The organism is Komagataeibacter medellinensis NBRC 3288, assembly GCF_000182745.2.
Lineage (GTDB): Bacteria > Pseudomonadota > Alphaproteobacteria > Acetobacterales > Acetobacteraceae > Komagataeibacter > Komagataeibacter medellinensis.
The window spans coordinates 1,349,736-1,365,004 of record NC_016027.1 but is presented as its reverse complement, the minus strand read 5'-3'; the positions used below and the strand labels follow the sequence as shown (position 1 = coordinate 1,365,004).

Annotated in this window: 14 protein-coding genes and 1 riboswitch; of the genes, 10 read left to right on the top strand and 4 right to left on the bottom strand. The window is 59.7% G+C overall.

Going from position 1 to position 15,269, the window contains the following annotated elements; translation table 11 throughout:
- Positions 1 to 29 precede the first annotated feature (29 nt).
- Positions 30 to 2,396, top strand: coding sequence for a TonB-dependent siderophore receptor (locus GLX_RS06220; protein ID WP_014105151.1), 2,367 nt, complete (start codon positions 30 to 32; stop codon positions 2,394 to 2,396).
- Between the two features lie 179 nt (positions 2,397 to 2,575).
- On the opposite strand, the gene GLX_RS06215 is transcribed toward GLX_RS06220, so the two are convergent.
- On the bottom strand, positions 2,576 to 2,992 hold the full coding sequence (locus GLX_RS06215) for a CrcB family protein (RefSeq protein WP_014105150.1): 417 nt from the start codon (positions 2,990 to 2,992) through the stop codon (positions 2,576 to 2,578).
- Between the two features lie 36 nt (positions 2,993 to 3,028).
- On the bottom strand, positions 3,029 to 3,838 hold the full coding sequence (locus GLX_RS06210) for a universal stress protein (protein WP_041247225.1): 810 nt from the start codon (positions 3,836 to 3,838) through the stop codon (positions 3,029 to 3,031).
- Between the two features lie 135 nt (positions 3,839 to 3,973).
- Positions 3,974 to 4,052, bottom strand: a riboswitch (Fluoride riboswitch).
- 234 nt (positions 4,053 to 4,286) lie between these two features.
- Between GLX_RS06210 and GLX_RS06205 the strand changes: the two genes are divergently transcribed.
- From GLX_RS06205 to GLX_RS17055, 3 genes are all read left to right on the top strand, one after another.
- Entirely contained in the window at positions 4,287 to 5,297 is a 1,011-nt protein-coding gene (locus GLX_RS06205) for a zinc-dependent alcohol dehydrogenase family protein (RefSeq protein WP_014105148.1), read from the top strand.
- 144 nt (positions 5,298 to 5,441) lie between these two features.
- Entirely contained in the window at positions 5,442 to 7,346 is a 1,905-nt protein-coding gene (locus tag GLX_RS06200; RefSeq protein WP_041247661.1) for a Hint domain-containing protein, read from the top strand.
- Positions 7,347 to 7,354: 8 nt separating this feature from the next.
- Positions 7,355 to 7,984, top strand: coding sequence for a helix-turn-helix domain-containing protein (locus GLX_RS17055; RefSeq protein WP_014105146.1), 630 nt, complete (start codon positions 7,355 to 7,357; stop codon positions 7,982 to 7,984).
- A gap of 33 nt (positions 7,985 to 8,017) precedes the next feature.
- Here GLX_RS17055 and GLX_RS06190 read toward each other — a convergent pair whose 3' ends face one another.
- Positions 8,018 to 9,025, bottom strand: a complete 1,008-nt coding sequence (locus tag GLX_RS06190; RefSeq protein WP_014105145.1) for an NAD-dependent epimerase/dehydratase family protein — start codon at positions 9,023 to 9,025, stop codon at positions 8,018 to 8,020.
- 552 nt (positions 9,026 to 9,577) lie between these two features.
- Here GLX_RS06190 and GLX_RS18940 point away from each other — a divergent pair.
- From GLX_RS18940 to GLX_RS06160, 6 genes are all read left to right on the top strand, one after another.
- Positions 9,578 to 9,913 carry a hypothetical protein gene (locus GLX_RS18940; protein ID WP_231850413.1) on the top strand — a complete coding sequence of 112 codons (336 nt, stop codon included), beginning with the start codon at positions 9,578 to 9,580 and terminating at the stop codon, positions 9,911 to 9,913.
- 308 nt (positions 9,914 to 10,221) lie between these two features.
- On the top strand, positions 10,222 to 10,620 hold the full coding sequence (locus tag GLX_RS06180) for a GlcG/HbpS family heme-binding protein (RefSeq protein WP_014105143.1): 399 nt from the start codon (positions 10,222 to 10,224) through the stop codon (positions 10,618 to 10,620).
- A 31-nt stretch (positions 10,621 to 10,651) separates the two neighbouring features.
- Positions 10,652 to 11,884: an MFS transporter gene (locus GLX_RS06175; RefSeq protein ID WP_014105142.1), complete on the top strand. Its 1,233-nt coding sequence runs from the start codon at positions 10,652 to 10,654 to the stop codon at positions 11,882 to 11,884.
- Between the two features lie 292 nt (positions 11,885 to 12,176).
- Complete coding sequence (locus GLX_RS06170; protein ID WP_231850412.1) at positions 12,177 to 12,731, top strand: hypothetical protein; 555 nt, start codon at positions 12,177 to 12,179, stop codon at positions 12,729 to 12,731.
- Between the two features lie 39 nt (positions 12,732 to 12,770).
- Positions 12,771 to 13,442: a TetR/AcrR family transcriptional regulator gene (locus tag GLX_RS06165; RefSeq protein WP_014105140.1), complete on the top strand. Its 672-nt coding sequence runs from the start codon at positions 12,771 to 12,773 to the stop codon at positions 13,440 to 13,442.
- Positions 13,442 to 14,068 (top strand): Crp/Fnr family transcriptional regulator, encoded by a 627-nt coding sequence (locus GLX_RS06160; RefSeq protein WP_014105139.1) that lies wholly within the window; start codon positions 13,442 to 13,444, stop codon positions 14,066 to 14,068. The genes GLX_RS06165 and GLX_RS06160 overlap by 1 nt, the downstream gene beginning before the upstream one ends.
- Positions 14,069 to 14,136: 68 nt before the next feature.
- On the opposite strand, the gene GLX_RS06155 is transcribed toward GLX_RS06160, so the two are convergent.
- The gene (locus GLX_RS06155) at positions 14,137 to 15,240 is read right to left on the bottom strand and encodes a PepSY-associated TM helix domain-containing protein (protein WP_014105138.1); all 1,104 of its coding nucleotides are present in this window, start codon (positions 15,238 to 15,240) and stop codon (positions 14,137 to 14,139) included.
- Between the last annotated feature and the right edge of the window lie 29 nt (positions 15,241 to 15,269).

Genomic DNA, 15,269 nt, shown 5'->3' with positions numbered 1-15,269 from the left:
GATATTTTTCTTTCGGGCACCTCTGAACCATGCATGACCGTTTCCATCCTGTCCTTGTTACCGCGACGTTTTGCGCCTCGCTGCTGACAACAACGACGCTGGCAACCGCAGCATCCGTGCAGCCGGAACAAACGGGTAAGCAGGCAATTGTAAAGCAGTCGGTCCCGGCAAAACCGGGCGGCGTGGCAGCCAGCGTCATACCGGCGACAACCGCCCCTATTGCCGGGATACTGGATGGTTCCAATGGCGAGACGATCACCGTTCACGGCCACCATGCGGCGGATGGCACCGGCGCCAAATACATGAACAAGAACATCTATCTCGGCCCGCTGGGTAACCGCGATACGCTGGATGCCCCTTATTCCGTGATGGGTGTAACGCATGATGTGGTGGTCAACCAGCAGTTGCGCAATATTAATGACATGGCGTCATTCCTGCCATCGGTTCAGTTGGAAATTCGTGGTGATCCGAATACATCGCGCCCGCAGTCGCGTGGGTTCGAAGCCGATGTGGTGGCCAATTCCCGTCTTGATGGCCTGAACGTGGTTTCCACCACGCCCTATCCGGCGGAATGGGTTGATAACCTGCAGGTTCTCAACGGTCTGGCCGGGGCCATGTACGGGCCGGAAAACCCGGCTGGTGTGTTTGAATATACCCTCAAGCGTCCGACCAACCGCCGTACCGAACGGCTTTCAGTTGGTGTGGATTCCATCGGCACGCCCACGGTCAATGGCGACATTTCGGGCCGGATTGGCCGCAATGGCTGGTTTGGCTATCGCCTGAACATGCTGCACGCCAATGGTTCGGCCTATGCGCCGGGCAGTTGGATCCGGCGTGAGATGGTCAGCGCCGATTTCGATATCCATTTTGATTCCAAGACGGTCCTTGAACTCGATGCCAGCCACTATACCTATGATGAACGTGGCATGGCACCCGGCTTTGGTATTGCTGCCGGTACTGCTGCCAATCCCACCGGCATTGGCGGACAGTTGCCCGAAGCGCCCGATCTGGGGCGGCGCATGGCGCCTGACTGGAGCGGCTACAACATGGAAACCAATACCTTCCTGGCCAAGATCAGGCACCAGATCAACAGGGACTGGAGCTTTACGCTGGGTGGCCTGTACCAGGATGCCATGCGCCAGTCCTTTGGCATAAGCGATACATTGAGCGCCACCCAGGGGTATGAAGGTTTCTATACATCCAAAGCCACGGCGACCACGACGGCGGATGATTTCCGCGTGGGTAGTAACATGGCGTATTTCAATGGCCGGGTTCACACCGGGCCGCTTACGCATGACCTGGTGATTGGCACCAATGGCTACATGATGGGCAATTATAACCCGACCAGAGCCGTGACTGGTGCCCAGAGCCTGGGTACATACAACATGTATGGTACGGCCCCGACCAACGGTACGCAGCCTTATTATACGGGTCGTTATAAATCCAGCAGTATCATGAGCCAGTCCTTCATCATTGGCGATACGATGCGGATCAACAAGCATTGGTCGGTCATGGGCACGCTGGCGTGGAGCTGGATCGACCAGAAGGGGGCGCTCAATGCATCCAGCCCGCTCAAGAGAACCTTCCAGGCCAATGCAACCTTCAGCCCGACAGCCAGCGTCATATACAAGCCGACCCAGAACCAGACCCTGTACTTCACCTATGGTCGTTCAGCCGAGGCGGGTCCTGTCACACCCAACAATTCGGTCTATACCAATACGAATCTTGCACTGCCGGTCGGGCATTCGGAAGAATATGAAGTCGGTTACAAGCTGCGTTATCAGAAAATGCAGTTCAATGTTGCCGGTTTCCGCATGACCTCGCCTTACGCCATGTATATTGCCGCAGCCAATGGGACCTGCACCCATACAACGAACTGCCAGACCTATGAATATGGCGGCACGCAGCGCAATTACGGGGTGGAAGCCCAGATCTCGGGTGAAGTGCTGCCCAACCTGTCTGTCCTGGCAGGCATGACGTGGCTGGATGCGGAACTGGTCAACAGCAAGACGGCCACTTACAACAACAAGGAGATTGTGGGGGCCGCCCCGCTGCAGGCCAACCTGCTGCTGGATTACCGCCTGCCGGCGTCGCTGGGTTCGTTTGCCTCGGGCTGGGCGTTCAATGCAAGCGTGCATTACATGGGCAACCGTGCAGCCAACCTGACCAACACGCTGCATACCGGATCGTACACCACGCTGGATCTTGGCACGCGCTATGCCTTCCATGTTTCCAAGTTCCCATGGGTTGCGCGTTTTGGCGTGAGCAACGCCACGAACGAGCGGTACTGGGCATCGGTCTACACCGGTGCGCCCAGCGGCACATCCGGTGCGGCCTCCACCCTGTATGCCGGTTTGCCGCGCGTCTATCATTTCACCCTGTCGATGGAATTCTGAAGGCTCTGCCGGCCAGTGGTCGCAGGACCGGTATTGAAGATCGTCCCGTCACGGTCTGTAGTGGGACCGATCCTGCTTTCGGGCCATGCCGCGTCTGCTTTTGACTGCGGGCCGACGGGTCTTGTGTAGCTGTAGCCTGATATTGTGGGTTCGCGCCCGTGTAGGATACAGGATGCGGTTCAGACCCGACTGGTATGGTTGCCTGCATTAATGGCCTGTGCCGCCATGTAACCCGCCGTGACACTGGCCATGCACAGCCCGACCGACAGCCCGATATTGAACAATGCGCGCGCGGGCGACCCGTTCCGCAGCAGATCAAGAGTCTGTAGGCTGAAGGAGGAGAAGGTGGTGTATCCTCCGCAAAGCCCGACCATGAACACAAGCCGTCCGGTTTCCGACACGGGCAGCCGACCATTGGCCGCCGTAAGGGTGCCGAAGAACGCGATGGCAAAGGAGCCGGTCACATTGATCATGATGGTGCCCCACGGCAGGACCTGGCTCCAGCGTGCGGTTGCCATCCCCAGCCAGTAGCGCAGGAGCGTGCCCCCGGCACCGGCAAAACCAATGAGCAGGGTGGATAGCACATTTGTGGACATGAACAGTGTTGCTTTCTTTTCTCGGGTTGCCGGGCTTCAGTGGTGGGTCAGAAGGGGTATGGTGGCCTGGGTCAGGATATCCATGGTGGCACCACCAAACAGCCATTCAACAAGATGCGGACGGCCATAGGCGCCCATGATCAGCAGGTCACCCTGTGCTGCAATGGCATGGTTCAGGATCTGCGTGCCGATATCCGTATCCGTAATGGTAAAATGCACAACCTCCACCGCCACGCCTTTATGGCGCAGCGTGGTCACCAGTTGCGGGTCCGGTTGGGTGCCAGGTCTATGCTCACCTATGATGACCGTAATCTTGCCTGCCTTTTCCAGCAGGGGCCATGCGCTTTCAATCGCGCGTTCCAGGCCGGGTGATGCATGCCACGCCACGACAGGATTCAGCCCGGTTGTTGCATGATGCTGCATGGGGGCAAGGACAACAGCGGCCCGTGCATCATATAACGCCCCGGACAGGGCCTGCCCGGTGGCACCCGTGCGCGGGCGTGCCAGAACGACAAGGTCGCTGTTCGTCGCCGCTTGAGCCACGACCTTACGGATGTCGCCTACCTGCTCGCTCCAGTTCATGTCGCTTCCATGGCCTGCCGTGCAGGCCCAGTCCGTATAGATCTGGTGGATCTGCCTGGTTCGTTTGGTCACCATGCGTGTAAAGCGCTGGCGCGCAGCGGTATCGGGCATCCCTTCATCGGGGCTTTGGTAATTCGGGTCGCGGGCGGGGTGCGGGTGAAGTACGCGGATTGTAGCCCCTGTCAGGCGGCTGGTCAGTTGGCCCGCGCTTTCCAGTGTTGGGCGTGCGGTTTCCGGGCAGTCAAGGATGACAAGGATACGCATGCGGCTTCTCCTGTTCATGCACAACGGGAGGGATGACGCAGGGCAGGCCATGCACGCCTGCCCTCGGTTTGTGGCAAATGAATGGGAATTGCAGGACAGCAGACCACGGACGCACTCCTCCCTCACGCATAACATGGCGGGGTAGGAATCATCAGCCCGGCGGGCGGTTCGATTTCATGGCTGAAATCAGGCAGAGTCCATTGCCATCTTTATTATGCGGACAGACTGGCAGGGAAGTCAATCTCGGCTCCCATACGGGCGCGGCAGTGTCCTATTATGTTATTACAGGTATGGACATGATGAGACCGGATACATGCAGTCCTGTCAGGTTGCCGCCAGGCTGGGGATTGTCCCATTCCCTGTTTTCATCGCCCTGTTTGACTGTTCCCCGCATATTATTGATTGATAGGGATCATACACAACCCGCAAATCCAGGGAGATACCAGCAATGCCCAGAACAGTTGTGGTGCAGCCACCGGGTGGTTTCGAGAATGTCGTTATTTCACACCAGCATGCCCCGCCCGCCCCCGGCGCTGGTGAAATCAGGGTACGCCTGCACGCCTCATCGCTCAATTATCATGATTATGCAGTTGTAAGCGGCATGTGGGGGCCATCCATGCCGCGCATTCCTCTGGCCGATGGCGCGGGCGAAGTGCTGGAAGTGGGGGAAGGTGTTACGGAATTTGCGCCCGGTGACAGGGTTGTCAGCACGTTTTTCCCGACATGGCTTTCCGGCAGGCCGAATGTGATCGGTTTTGCCACGGTGCCCGGTGATGGCGTGGACGGGTACGCCCGGGAGGAGGTCACCGCACCGGCAACATCGTTTACCCACGCGCCGCGTGGCTGGTCGGATGTCGAGGCCGCCACACTGACAACAGCGGCCCTGACCGCCTGGCGTGCCCTGTTTGTCGATGGTCAGGTCCAGCCGGGCGATACGGTCCTGGTACAGGGCACGGGGGGGGTGTCGATCTTTGCCCTGCAGTTTGCAAAAATGGTTGGGGCGACAGTCATTGCCACATCCTCCAGCGATGCAAAGCTTGAACGCCTGCGTGCACTGGGTGCGGACCATGTCATCAATTACCGGCATGATGCCGGGTGGGGCCAGACGGCATGGGACCTGACGGACGGGAAGGGGGTTGACCACATTATTGAGGTTGGTGGTGCGGCAACACTGGAACAGTCCATGGCGGCGGTCCGGGTTGCGGGGCATATTTCGGTTATCGGTATTCTGGGCGGTGTTGCGGGCGAGCTGGCCATCGTGCCCATGCTGATGAAACAGTTCCGCCTGCAGGGCGTGCTGGTGGGGTGCAGGGCGGACCAGCAAGCCATGGTGCGGGCTTTTGACAGCACGGCCATACGCCCCGTCATTGATGCTGTGTACCCGCTTGAGGAGATCGTTGCGGCTTTCCGCCATCAGGAAAGCAATCGCCATTTCGGCAAGATCTGTCTGGAATTCTAGATAGAGGCATACCCTGCGTGGTCCCTGACAGTACAGGCCCTGCCAGGGATGGTTTTTCTTTTGGCCAGACCGAGAAATTAACCGTTTTTTTTGTTTTCTGTATGAAAACACATACCATCACTTGCAAATGGTATGGACATCAACATGACCACAGCCACCACGGCGTCCGGTGTAACCTATAGCGAAACCGGAACGACAATCGGCATTCCCTTCTTGCTGACGACAACATCCTATGACGTTACGATAACGGACGCGGATGGCAACACGATCCAGACCCTGGACGGGATCAATACCGGTATTGACCTGTTGCAGCTGAAAGTGGCGCCAACGGGTGATGTGGTTACCGGGTCGGATTCCATCACCACGCTTGTTGGTCTTATTGGTGGCAATTACGTTTCCATGCCTGGCAGTACAGGCGCCATCAATGTCGTGGCCAGTGCGATCAGCGGCAATACATATTATATTGGCGGCGATACCAACATCAACATACTGGTCAATGCGCTTTCGGGTAATACCGTCAATATCTATGGTGGCACGGCAACCTTCTCGGGCAATCTGGTGCTGGGGCTGCTGGCTGGTTCGACCATCAACATAGGCTATGGCGGTACGTATGATGGTGGCAGCAATCTCATTAGTATCCTGACCGGTTCCACGGTCAACTTCAAGGATGGGGGGGGCACGCTTGTGCTCAATGCCGACAATTCGGCCCTCAACCTGATTGCCGCCAATGGCGTGTCAGGGATCACGTTCAACAATTACGATCCATCGCTCGATACCATCCAGCTCAAGAACACCACGGCTCCCATCGACCACTACACCATAACTGGTGACAGCACGAAAACCATAACGCTGTACGGACGCGACGGGTCGGAGGTCGCGGCCTATCAGGTCTCCATGTCTCCCGATGCAAGCCTTGCCAATGGTAACTACAGCGTGGCGGATGGCGGCACGGATAATCCGCTCCAGATCAGCTACGTGGGCGGGAATACGGATATTGGTGTCTGTTTCCTGCCCGACACCATGATCCGGACCCCGGCGGGAGACGTGGCGGTACAGGACATCAATGTCGGTGATGAGGTGGTCACTTACACCGCAGGCCAGCCGCAGGCGCGCAGGGTCGTCTGGACGGGCACGGCTCGGGCCACCGTCCGTCCGGGCCTGCCCGATGATGAGGCGGGCTATCCCGTCCGTATCGTGAAGGATGCCATTGCCGATGGCATACCCTACCGCGACATGCTGATCACGGCGGAGCATTCGCTCTTTCTGGAAGGCGGGTTCGTGCCGGTCCGCATGCTGGTGAACGGTCGCTCCATTTTCTATGACCATTCCATTACCACCTATGATTATTACCATATCGAGACAGAGCAGCATGCCGTCATCATGGCCGATGGCATGCTGACGGAAAGCTACCTCGATACGGGGAACCGCCATACCTTCCGCTCCAGCGGCACTATTGTCAGCATTGGCAGGGGACCGGTCCGATCCTGGGCTAAAGATGCGGCGGCCCCGCTGCTGGTTGCGCCGGAAGTGGTGGGTCCCCTTTATCACCAGTTTGAAACGCGGGCGCGCGAGACCCTCCATGAAATCCGTGTCACTCCTCCCGTAATGACCCATGATGCGGATGTGCATCTGATTGCCGATAATGGTGCGGTTATCCGGCAGATGCGCCAGAATCGCGGCTTTTCCATCTTCATGATCCCACCCGGCGTGCGTTCTGTAAGCATCATGTCACGCACCAGCAGGCCCTGTGATGCGATAGGACCGTATGTGGATGATCGCCGCCAGCTTGGTGTGCTGATCGGGGAGATCAGGCTGTTTGAGGGGAGTGTGGCCTATACGCTTTCTTCCCATCTGGACAAGGGAGTCGCAGAGGGATGGCATGCATCAGGCGACGGGCGTTGCCGCTGGAGCAATGGCCGGGCCGAACTGGCGCTGGGTCCACGCCACCCGACCCTTATGGGTCTGCTCTGCCTCGAAATCATTGCGGGCGGTCCCTATGCCGATATGCCGGCAACTGGCACCGATGACCTGCAACGCCTGACAGCCTGACCATACACATGCCCCGTGCCAGCCTGACGAAGATGGGTGCGGGGCGGACCGAACCCATGGACATGAATAACGCCCTTACCCTGAAAGCCGGGCAGGTATGGACAGGTGCGCCACCGCGTAACGAGGTCCGTATTATTGACCGGATCAGTGGTAACGCCATTACATTCAGCAGGAAGGCCGGTTCGCTTTCCGGTCGGAAAGCGCAGGCAACAACCGTGCTGGGCTTTCGTAAATGGATACAGCTAAGTCATGCCATTTCCGATGAGGGCCTGTCGGCAGCCAGCCTGCACGGCTTTTCGCCCTCGCGCGAGATCGGGCAGCGCATCCAGTTGCTGCGCCGGGCCGCAGGTCTGAGCCAGCAGGCATTTGCCGATATGCTGGGGATGTCACGTTCGGCCATTGCCTTTTGGGAAACGGGACGCGCCAACCATATCCGTGCTCATGTGCCGCGTATTGCACGGGTATTTGGTATCAGTGAGGAAGTGTTTCTCAACGGGCAGAATCATGAGCGGACATCCATCACGGTTACGGAGGATGAAAGGAACATGATAACGCTGTATCGCTCCCTTCCCGTGGAAGGCAGGCTTCAGGCCATCAGGAAGATGGAGATACTGGCCCGCAGGGAACAGGCAGCCTGACCTGACTGTCCCGACACGATGGCACGCGGGTACTCAGGTGGTGGGGAAAGGCCCGTAATAATCCCTGTACCATGCCACGAAGGCATCAACCCCGTCCTGGACCGACGTGGCGGGGCAGAAGCCTGTCAGTTGCCGTAGGGCGGTGCAGTCCGCCCAGGTGCGCAGTACGTCGCCCGGTTGCATGGGCATGTAGTTGCGGATGCACGGCCTGCCCAGCGCTTTTTCTATTGCTGCGATGAACGCCATGAGGCTGACTGGTTGGCTGTTGCCGATATTGATTACCCTGTAGGGTGCAACGGGACTGGCACCGGGATCAGGCTCGCCCGGTCTGAGCGGTGGTCTGACCATGAGCAGGCAGATCGCCTCCACCAGATCGTCAATATAGGTGAAGTCGCGTTCCATGATCCCGTTATTGTAAACATCAATCGGCTTGCCCGCCAGAGTGTTGGCGGTAAACCGGAACAGCGCCATGTCCGGCCGCCCCCACGGGCCATAGACGGTAAAGAAGCGAAAGGCGGTGAACGGGATGTCCCAGATATGGGAATAGGAATGTCCCAGTTCCTCGGTCGCCTTCTTGGTTGCGGCATACAGGCTGAGCGGATGGTCGCAGCGCTGGGATTCCACAAAGGGTATTTCCCTGTTCGCCCCATAGACGGACGAGGTCGAGGCCAGCATGACATGGCCGGGCCTGTGCTGCCTGACCTGTTCCAGAATGTTATAGGTTCCCACGATGTTGGCGCTGATGTAGCTGCCCGGGTTTTCAATGCTGTGGCGCACACCGGCCTGTGCCGCAAGGTGGATGACCAGTTCTGGCTGGCTCTGCTCAAATGCGGCCGCAATGGCCTGTGTATCTTCAAGCATGAATTCATGGCAGGTAAATTGCGCGAATTCCCGCAGCATGGCATGGCGTGCGTGTTTCAGCGCCACGTCATAATAGGGGACCATGCCGTCTATGCCCGTGACCTCATGACCTTCACGCAGCAGGCGCCGGGCAACGTGAAAGCCGATGAACCCGGCCGTGCCGGTAACAAGAACGCGCATCCTCAACTCCAGAAAAATGTGGCGGCCGGGAAGGGACGCGCCTGTCTTGCTTCAATCCTGCGTCCCGATGCCCATACCTCCTGACAGGGGCAGGGTAGCGGAAAGGATGGAACGGGACGGCGCCCGGGATACGCCCCGGTGCCCGGGCATGTTGTCGGGGCAGGCAGCATGCACGAGCAGGCATGAAAATTTCGTGCGGTGGCCAGTTGCGTTGTATTTCCCTGATGAAATGACATGTGAGGGGTATATGCCACAGCCAAGGGGCGCATGACCAGTCAGGCTGACGTGTCATGGCCGCGCTCCAGCCTTGCCACGGTTATCTTGACATGGTGGGGCCGGGCGATGGAACTGCACATTCGGCCATGCGGGGGCAGGGAGAGCAGGCTGTGGGAAAGGTGCCGTAACGGGTCCAGTCCATAGAGCGTTCCGCCGCTATTCTGGAAATCATCGCGCAGGTAAGGCGGCAGCGCGCCTGCAGCAGATCACGCCATTTCGGGCATCGGAGAAACCACCGTCCACAACATCCTCAAGACGCTGGACCAGTTGGGCTACGTGCAGCGAAGGCCGTATCATCTGGGCGGGCGTATCCTTAACCTCTCACGCATTGCAGGTGATGATGACGGACTGCGCGCCCGCATGCACCTGACCCTTGAGGCCATTGCGCACGAAAGCGGGGCCACCGCCTATCCGGGCGTGTCCAGCGAGGAGGAAGCGGTCTATCTGGATATTGTGGGGCCACGCGACCCGGTGGTGTGTGCATCGCGCCTGCAACGGCGCGAAACGCTGGAAGGCTCGGCAGTGGAGCTTGCCTTCTCTGGCTTTCATGCCCGACCTGGGCAGGCGTGTCTATGCAACCCGCGCCCATGCGCTCAACGCCACAGTGCTTGATGAGATCAAGGTGGTCCGGGTCAGAGAATATGCCCTGGACCTGGAGGCCAGCCAACCGGGCAAACACGGTGTGGTGGTGCCATGGCGGGAGAACGCGGAAGTGCGGGCCAGGCATTGCCCTGACTGACCCTTCGGCGCAGATGCCGCGCTACCGCCTTGTCCGTCTGGCATGGATAATGCGGCATGTGGAACAGGCCACCATTCAATAATGTTGAATAAATGGGGATTGTGTCCATTGGCGCGTTACGCCTGGTCCGGGATGGGGCTATTTTGCATTGTCTGACCAATAAGGCACGGAAACCACGTCCATGAAACTGTCCCAGGCAACCACCATGCTTGATGCCGCCCACGCTGAAGCCCGCAGGCGCGGGGTAAGTGTATGCATATCCATTCTCGATGCGGCGGCGTGGCCCGTGGCGTTCATCCGCATGGATGGCGCGCCGCTGGGTGTGATCGATGTCGCCAACAGGAAGGCCCGCACTGCCGTGCTGTTCCAGATGGACAGCGCCGAATTTGCCAAAATCGGCCACCCTGATGGCGCGGCCTATACACTGGAAAACACCAATGGCGGCCTGGCCAGCTTTGGCGGTGGGCTTGTACTGCGGGCACCCGATGGCAGCATGCTCGGCGGTATTGGCGTATCAGGCGCCAGTACGCACGATGATGTTGAGATTGCGCGTATTGCCGCGGCAACCCTTGTGGCCTGACCCGTTTTCCTTTTGCCGGACTTTGATCAAGATGACAGAAACGATGTCACCCACGCGTGCAGCATTGCCGATCACGGCACCCCACGGCACAAAAGCCGCCTTCCTGATCCTGACTTTCGGTACATTCGTGGTTGGGACGGGGGAGTTCGGCATCATGGGCATGCTGCCGGAATTCGCGGCATCCCTCGGCCTGTCGGCATCCGATGCCGGGCATGCCATTACGGCCTACGCGCTGGGTGTTGTGGTGGGCGCGCCGCTCATCACCATCCTGGGGGCGAGACTGTCGCGGCGGGAACTGCTGCTGATCCTGTTCCTGCTGTTCGGGACTGCCAACATCCTGAGCGTGGTCATGCCCACGCCGGGACTGGTGGAAATCGCCCGCTTTATCACCGGCCTGCCGCATGGGGCGGTGATGGGGATATCGGCACTGGTGGGAGCATCCATGGTAGAGCGGGCGCGGCGCGGTTGGGCTGTGGGGCGCATCCTGTCCGGCATTGCCATTTCCACGCTGGTGGGTGCGCCGTTCTCCACTTTCGCCGCCGATCATTTCGGCTGGCGGATCGCCTACCTGATCATTGCAGCCCTGGGATTCGTGACCTTTGCGGGCGTATGGCGCTACATTCCCGCCGATACACCCAACAGGGCAAACTCCCCCCTGCGCGAGATCCGCGCACTGGCCAATATCCAACTCCTGCTGACATTGCTGACGGCAGCCATCGGCTTTGGCGGCATGTTTGCCATCTATACCTACCTGACCAGTGTGCTGCAGAACGTGACCCATGTGCCCGAATGGCGGATCATGATCTATATGGTCGTGTGCGGTGCCGGGATGCTGATCGGCGCGAATGCGGGTGCGTGGCTGGTTGACCGCAACCTTGATCTTGCGGCCCTTGTCGCACTGGCGGGGAGTGCCGTTGTCATGCTCGTCTTCCCTGCCGTGCTGCATAACGAGGTGGGGTTGATGATTGACGTGCTGCTGGTCCCGGCATTCGTAAATGCGCTTGGCCCGGCCTTGCAGACCCGGCTCATGGATTTTGCGGGTGATGCCCAGACGCTGGCTGCATCCCTCAACCATTCCGCGTTCAATATTGCAAACGCGCTCGGGGCATCCATGGGCAGTGCCCTTCTGGCCAACCAGTTCGGGTATGGTTCGCTGGGTATCGGGGGGGCCTTGCTGTCGGCAGGTGGGCTTGCGGTCTATCTTGTGGCCATGTTCGTGCTCCGCTGCCACGGCCTGAAGGAAGTGCGCGGTCCTATCGACTGAACGGTGCGGGCGGATGTGGCAAGGACCGCGTCCGGCCCCGTAACGCTGGCTCCCGCCATGCGTCCGGCTTTTCTGATAGGCCGGGCAGTGTGGCCATGCCGGTTTTTACAATGCCTTGTGCGCCTGTGGTGAGGTGCCGGCACGGTGTAAAAAGGTGCTGCCAGGCAAGGGGATTCCGTGCCGATTGAATGCATTGACAGATAATATGCGGGTTTTGTAAAACGATACCGTACCGTTTTATCAATGGTGCGGCATGACCCGTGCATGCCCCATCCCGACAGAGCAGGATTTTATGAACAGAGGCAGCATGACCGGTTGGTGGCGTTGCAATGGTGCAGGCAGCGCGCATGGGGCGGGAGGCGTATGGTGGATGCGGGGACGGGCAGGTCTTTCGTATCGTTTTGTGGCAGGTGCCTGTTCTGTCCTGCTGGCACTCACCACACTTTCCCACGCTGCTCGGGCGGCCTGCGGGGAGCATGATGTCCGCATCGAACTGTCTGCCCGCCAGGTGGGGGTTATGGTGGGATATATGTGGGGGCGCGGCGTACTGCATGACGGGCCACATGCCTACCCCTTTACGGTGCGGGGTGGGGGCATGCTGTCGCTCGGCGGGGCCAGAATGTCCGGTCTGGGTTGTGTGCGCAACCTGGCGCGCATCAGGGATTTCAACGGTACGTACTGGACGGTGGGCGGCACGGCTACGCTGGGGCGCGGCACGACTGGCATTGACATGGAAAACGCACGGGGCGTTGACATCCAGTTTGCCGGTCGGAGCCATGGTGCCCAGTTGTCGGGGCAGGTCTCGCGGCTTTATTTCCGCCTTGCGGCCCGTCAGGCGCAGCCCTGATGCAATGGGGTGACCGAACGTAGGAAAGTGTGAGAAGTAATGGCCCTGTCTGCTCATAAAACCGGTGGCCGGCCTTCCGTTGAAGGGACCGAAGAACTGGACCGCACCGTACTCGACATTGCGACCCGGGCCTTTCTTGCCGATGGGTATGCCGCCACGTCCATGGAACGGATATCGCGCATGGTGGGGTGTAGCAAGGCGACCATCTACCGGCGCTATCATTCCAAGGAAGATCTGTTCAAGGCGGTCGTGCGTGCGCGGTGCAGCCATCTGTTTGATGCCATGCATGAAGCATCCCTTTCTCCTGATGACCCGGTGCAGGCGCTGCGGCAGCTCATGTGGCGTTTCCTTGAGTTCTCCCTCATTCCCGAAACGGTGGAAACATATCGTGTCATGATCGTGGATGGCCGCCGCATTCCTGCCCTGCTGGACAGTCTGGCAGGCGAGATTGCCAAGACCTTCTACGATCACATCGTAAGCCTTCTGGCCAGGGCCCTGAATAAGGGTGACACCCCGCAGGAGGTCGCGTGGCTGGAACAGCTTGCCCACGGCCTGACCGGCATGGTCGCGGGGTGGGCTTTCCGGTTGGTATTGGTGGGCCGGCAGCCGTTCGAGACAGAGGCAGGCAAGAAGCAGTTCTTTGATATTACATGGTCTGCCTTCGAGATGGTGATCCAGGCAAGCCGGAAGGACAGGGATACAGCGCAGTGATGCCATCCGACCACGCGGCGCTTATGGCAATCGGGGAAGCCGTGACGGTCAGGCCGGGCAGCAAGCTTTTCCGGCAGGGCGACACCGGAACGCATATCTACATGGTGGAAAGCGGGGTAGTGCGGATATCTCATGACCTGCCGGACGGAAAGCGGCAGGTACTCGCCTTCCGCTGGGCGCACGACGTGTTCGGCATGGCGCCAGATGGCTGGTATTTCAACAATGCCGATGCGCTGGACAAGGGGCGTATCGTACGCTTCCATACGGAAAAGCTGCAGGGGCTTCTGCTGGCTCGGCCACACATGCAGCACAGGTTCCTGCTCAAGGCAACGGCCGAGATCAGCCTGCAGCAGCACCGCATCATCCTGATGTCAAAATATGATGTTGTGACGAAGGTGGTGGCCTTCCTGCTGGAATGCTGTCGCAAGGACCAGTATTTTGATTCGGTGACACGCATCCTGACACTGCCCATGAGCCGCCCCGACATAGCGGATTACATGGGGGTCGCGACCGAAAGTGTGAGCCGTGCGCTGGGCGTTCTCGAGCGCAGGAAGGTCATTCATCGCCACGACATGCATCATCTTGCCATAGACCTGCCCCGGCTACGCGAATGTGCGCGGTTATAAGGCCCGCCACAGGGTAGCCCTGTCCTGAAAGACCGGGAAAAGCCTGCCATCATGGTGGGCAGGGATCTTCAGTCTGCCATGACGGGGGCTTTACGCCGGGCTGAATTCCTGCGGCGCATCACCCACATCACCCCACCGGACAACGAGAAGAAAACCAGCCCAACCCCGCACGCCAGGACCATGGCTTTCCATACGATGGCCACGGGACGCGGAGCTACGAGTCTGGCTTCATGCATCATGTGCAGCCACTGGAAGCTGCGCTCGCCATTGCGTTGCTGACCGGGGTCGCGCGTCAGGCGCAGGCTGTCGGCCTGTGCATCGTAATGCATGGAAGCAGGACGGTTGGCGCCATAGGTGGGCAGGATGACCTCAAGCGACTGCCGGGCCGGACTGTCCCCCAACTGGACCGAAAGCAGCGTTGCTTCGGGCATGCGGGTCCTGAGCGCCTGCAGGGCTGCATCCAGCCCCGCTTCCCCCGGTGCCGCGGTAGCGGAGGGGAGATGCTGGTGGGGCGGGGCCGGGCGGGTGTCGCCAAAGAGTGGCCGCATGAAGGGAAAGGCCAGGATGGTCCCGCTGACCGCCATGAACAGCAGCATGCCCGAAAGCCAGAAACCCATGCTGACATGCAACTCGCGCCACAGGCGCAAGCCGCGGGCGCGGCGTGACACCATGGTGGTGCGGCGCCATTTGCCGGATTGCCACAGCGCGGTAGAGGGGCACCAGATGATCAGGCCCGTCACCGCCATGGCCGTCAGCACGATGCCCATGATGCCGGTTGCGTTCTGGCCATAGGGTAGTAGGAACAGGTCGGCATGCACTGTGTGCAGGAAGCGGATGGTGGCCGGAATGGTGTAGGTGCCCATGACCGCCGGGTGGACCGGATTGACAAAGACTTCAAAGGTGGGATGGCGCTCCCCCGGTGGGCCGTAGGTCACGATGGCGCTCCTGCCTTCGGCCGGGGGGGCAAAACGCAGCGGAATCATGCCCGCCGGCATGCTGGCGCGGGAGGCTGCGATCATGGCCTCCGTGCTGGCGCGTGGCCCGTTATCGCCCACGGATGGCGGCCCGGGCAGCAGTAGTGGAATGATGATGAGCAATGCTCCGGTCAGTCCCTGCAGCATAAGGGGGAGCATGAGGATAAGCCCCATCCAGCGATGGACTTTACGAAGCATGCGGCATCTTTCCTGCGGACCGGATAATT

What these genes read in the sequence shown, in the direction of transcription:
- GLX_RS06220 (WP_014105151.1), top strand. Translation starts at nt 30, where the DNA reads ATGCATGACCGTTTCCATCCTGTCCTTGTTACCGCGACGTTTTGCGCC.
- GLX_RS06215 (WP_014105150.1), bottom strand. Translation starts at nt 2,992, where the DNA reads ATGTCCACAAATGTGCTATCCACCCTGCTCATTGGTTTTGCCGGTGCC.
- GLX_RS06210 (WP_041247225.1), bottom strand. Translation starts at nt 3,838, where the DNA reads ATGCGTATCCTTGTCATCCTTGACTGCCCGGAAACCGCACGCCCAACA.
- GLX_RS06205 (WP_014105148.1), top strand. Translation starts at nt 4,287, where the DNA reads ATGCCCAGAACAGTTGTGGTGCAGCCACCGGGTGGTTTCGAGAATGTC.
- GLX_RS06200 (WP_041247661.1), top strand. Translation starts at nt 5,442, where the DNA reads ATGACCACAGCCACCACGGCGTCCGGTGTAACCTATAGCGAAACCGGA.
- GLX_RS17055 (WP_014105146.1), top strand. Translation starts at nt 7,355, where the DNA reads ATGCCCCGTGCCAGCCTGACGAAGATGGGTGCGGGGCGGACCGAACCC.
- GLX_RS06190 (WP_014105145.1), bottom strand. Translation starts at nt 9,025, where the DNA reads ATGCGCGTTCTTGTTACCGGCACGGCCGGGTTCATCGGCTTTCACGTT.
- GLX_RS06180 (WP_014105143.1), top strand. Translation starts at nt 10,222, where the DNA reads ATGAAACTGTCCCAGGCAACCACCATGCTTGATGCCGCCCACGCTGAA.
- GLX_RS06175 (WP_014105142.1), top strand. Translation starts at nt 10,652, where the DNA reads ATGACAGAAACGATGTCACCCACGCGTGCAGCATTGCCGATCACGGCA.
- GLX_RS06170 (WP_231850412.1), top strand. Translation starts at nt 12,177, where the DNA reads ATGAACAGAGGCAGCATGACCGGTTGGTGGCGTTGCAATGGTGCAGGC.
- GLX_RS06165 (WP_014105140.1), top strand. Translation starts at nt 12,771, where the DNA reads ATGGCCCTGTCTGCTCATAAAACCGGTGGCCGGCCTTCCGTTGAAGGG.
- GLX_RS06160 (WP_014105139.1), top strand. Translation starts at nt 13,442, where the DNA reads ATGCCATCCGACCACGCGGCGCTTATGGCAATCGGGGAAGCCGTGACG.
- GLX_RS06155 (WP_014105138.1), bottom strand. Translation starts at nt 15,240, where the DNA reads ATGCTTCGTAAAGTCCATCGCTGGATGGGGCTTATCCTCATGCTCCCC.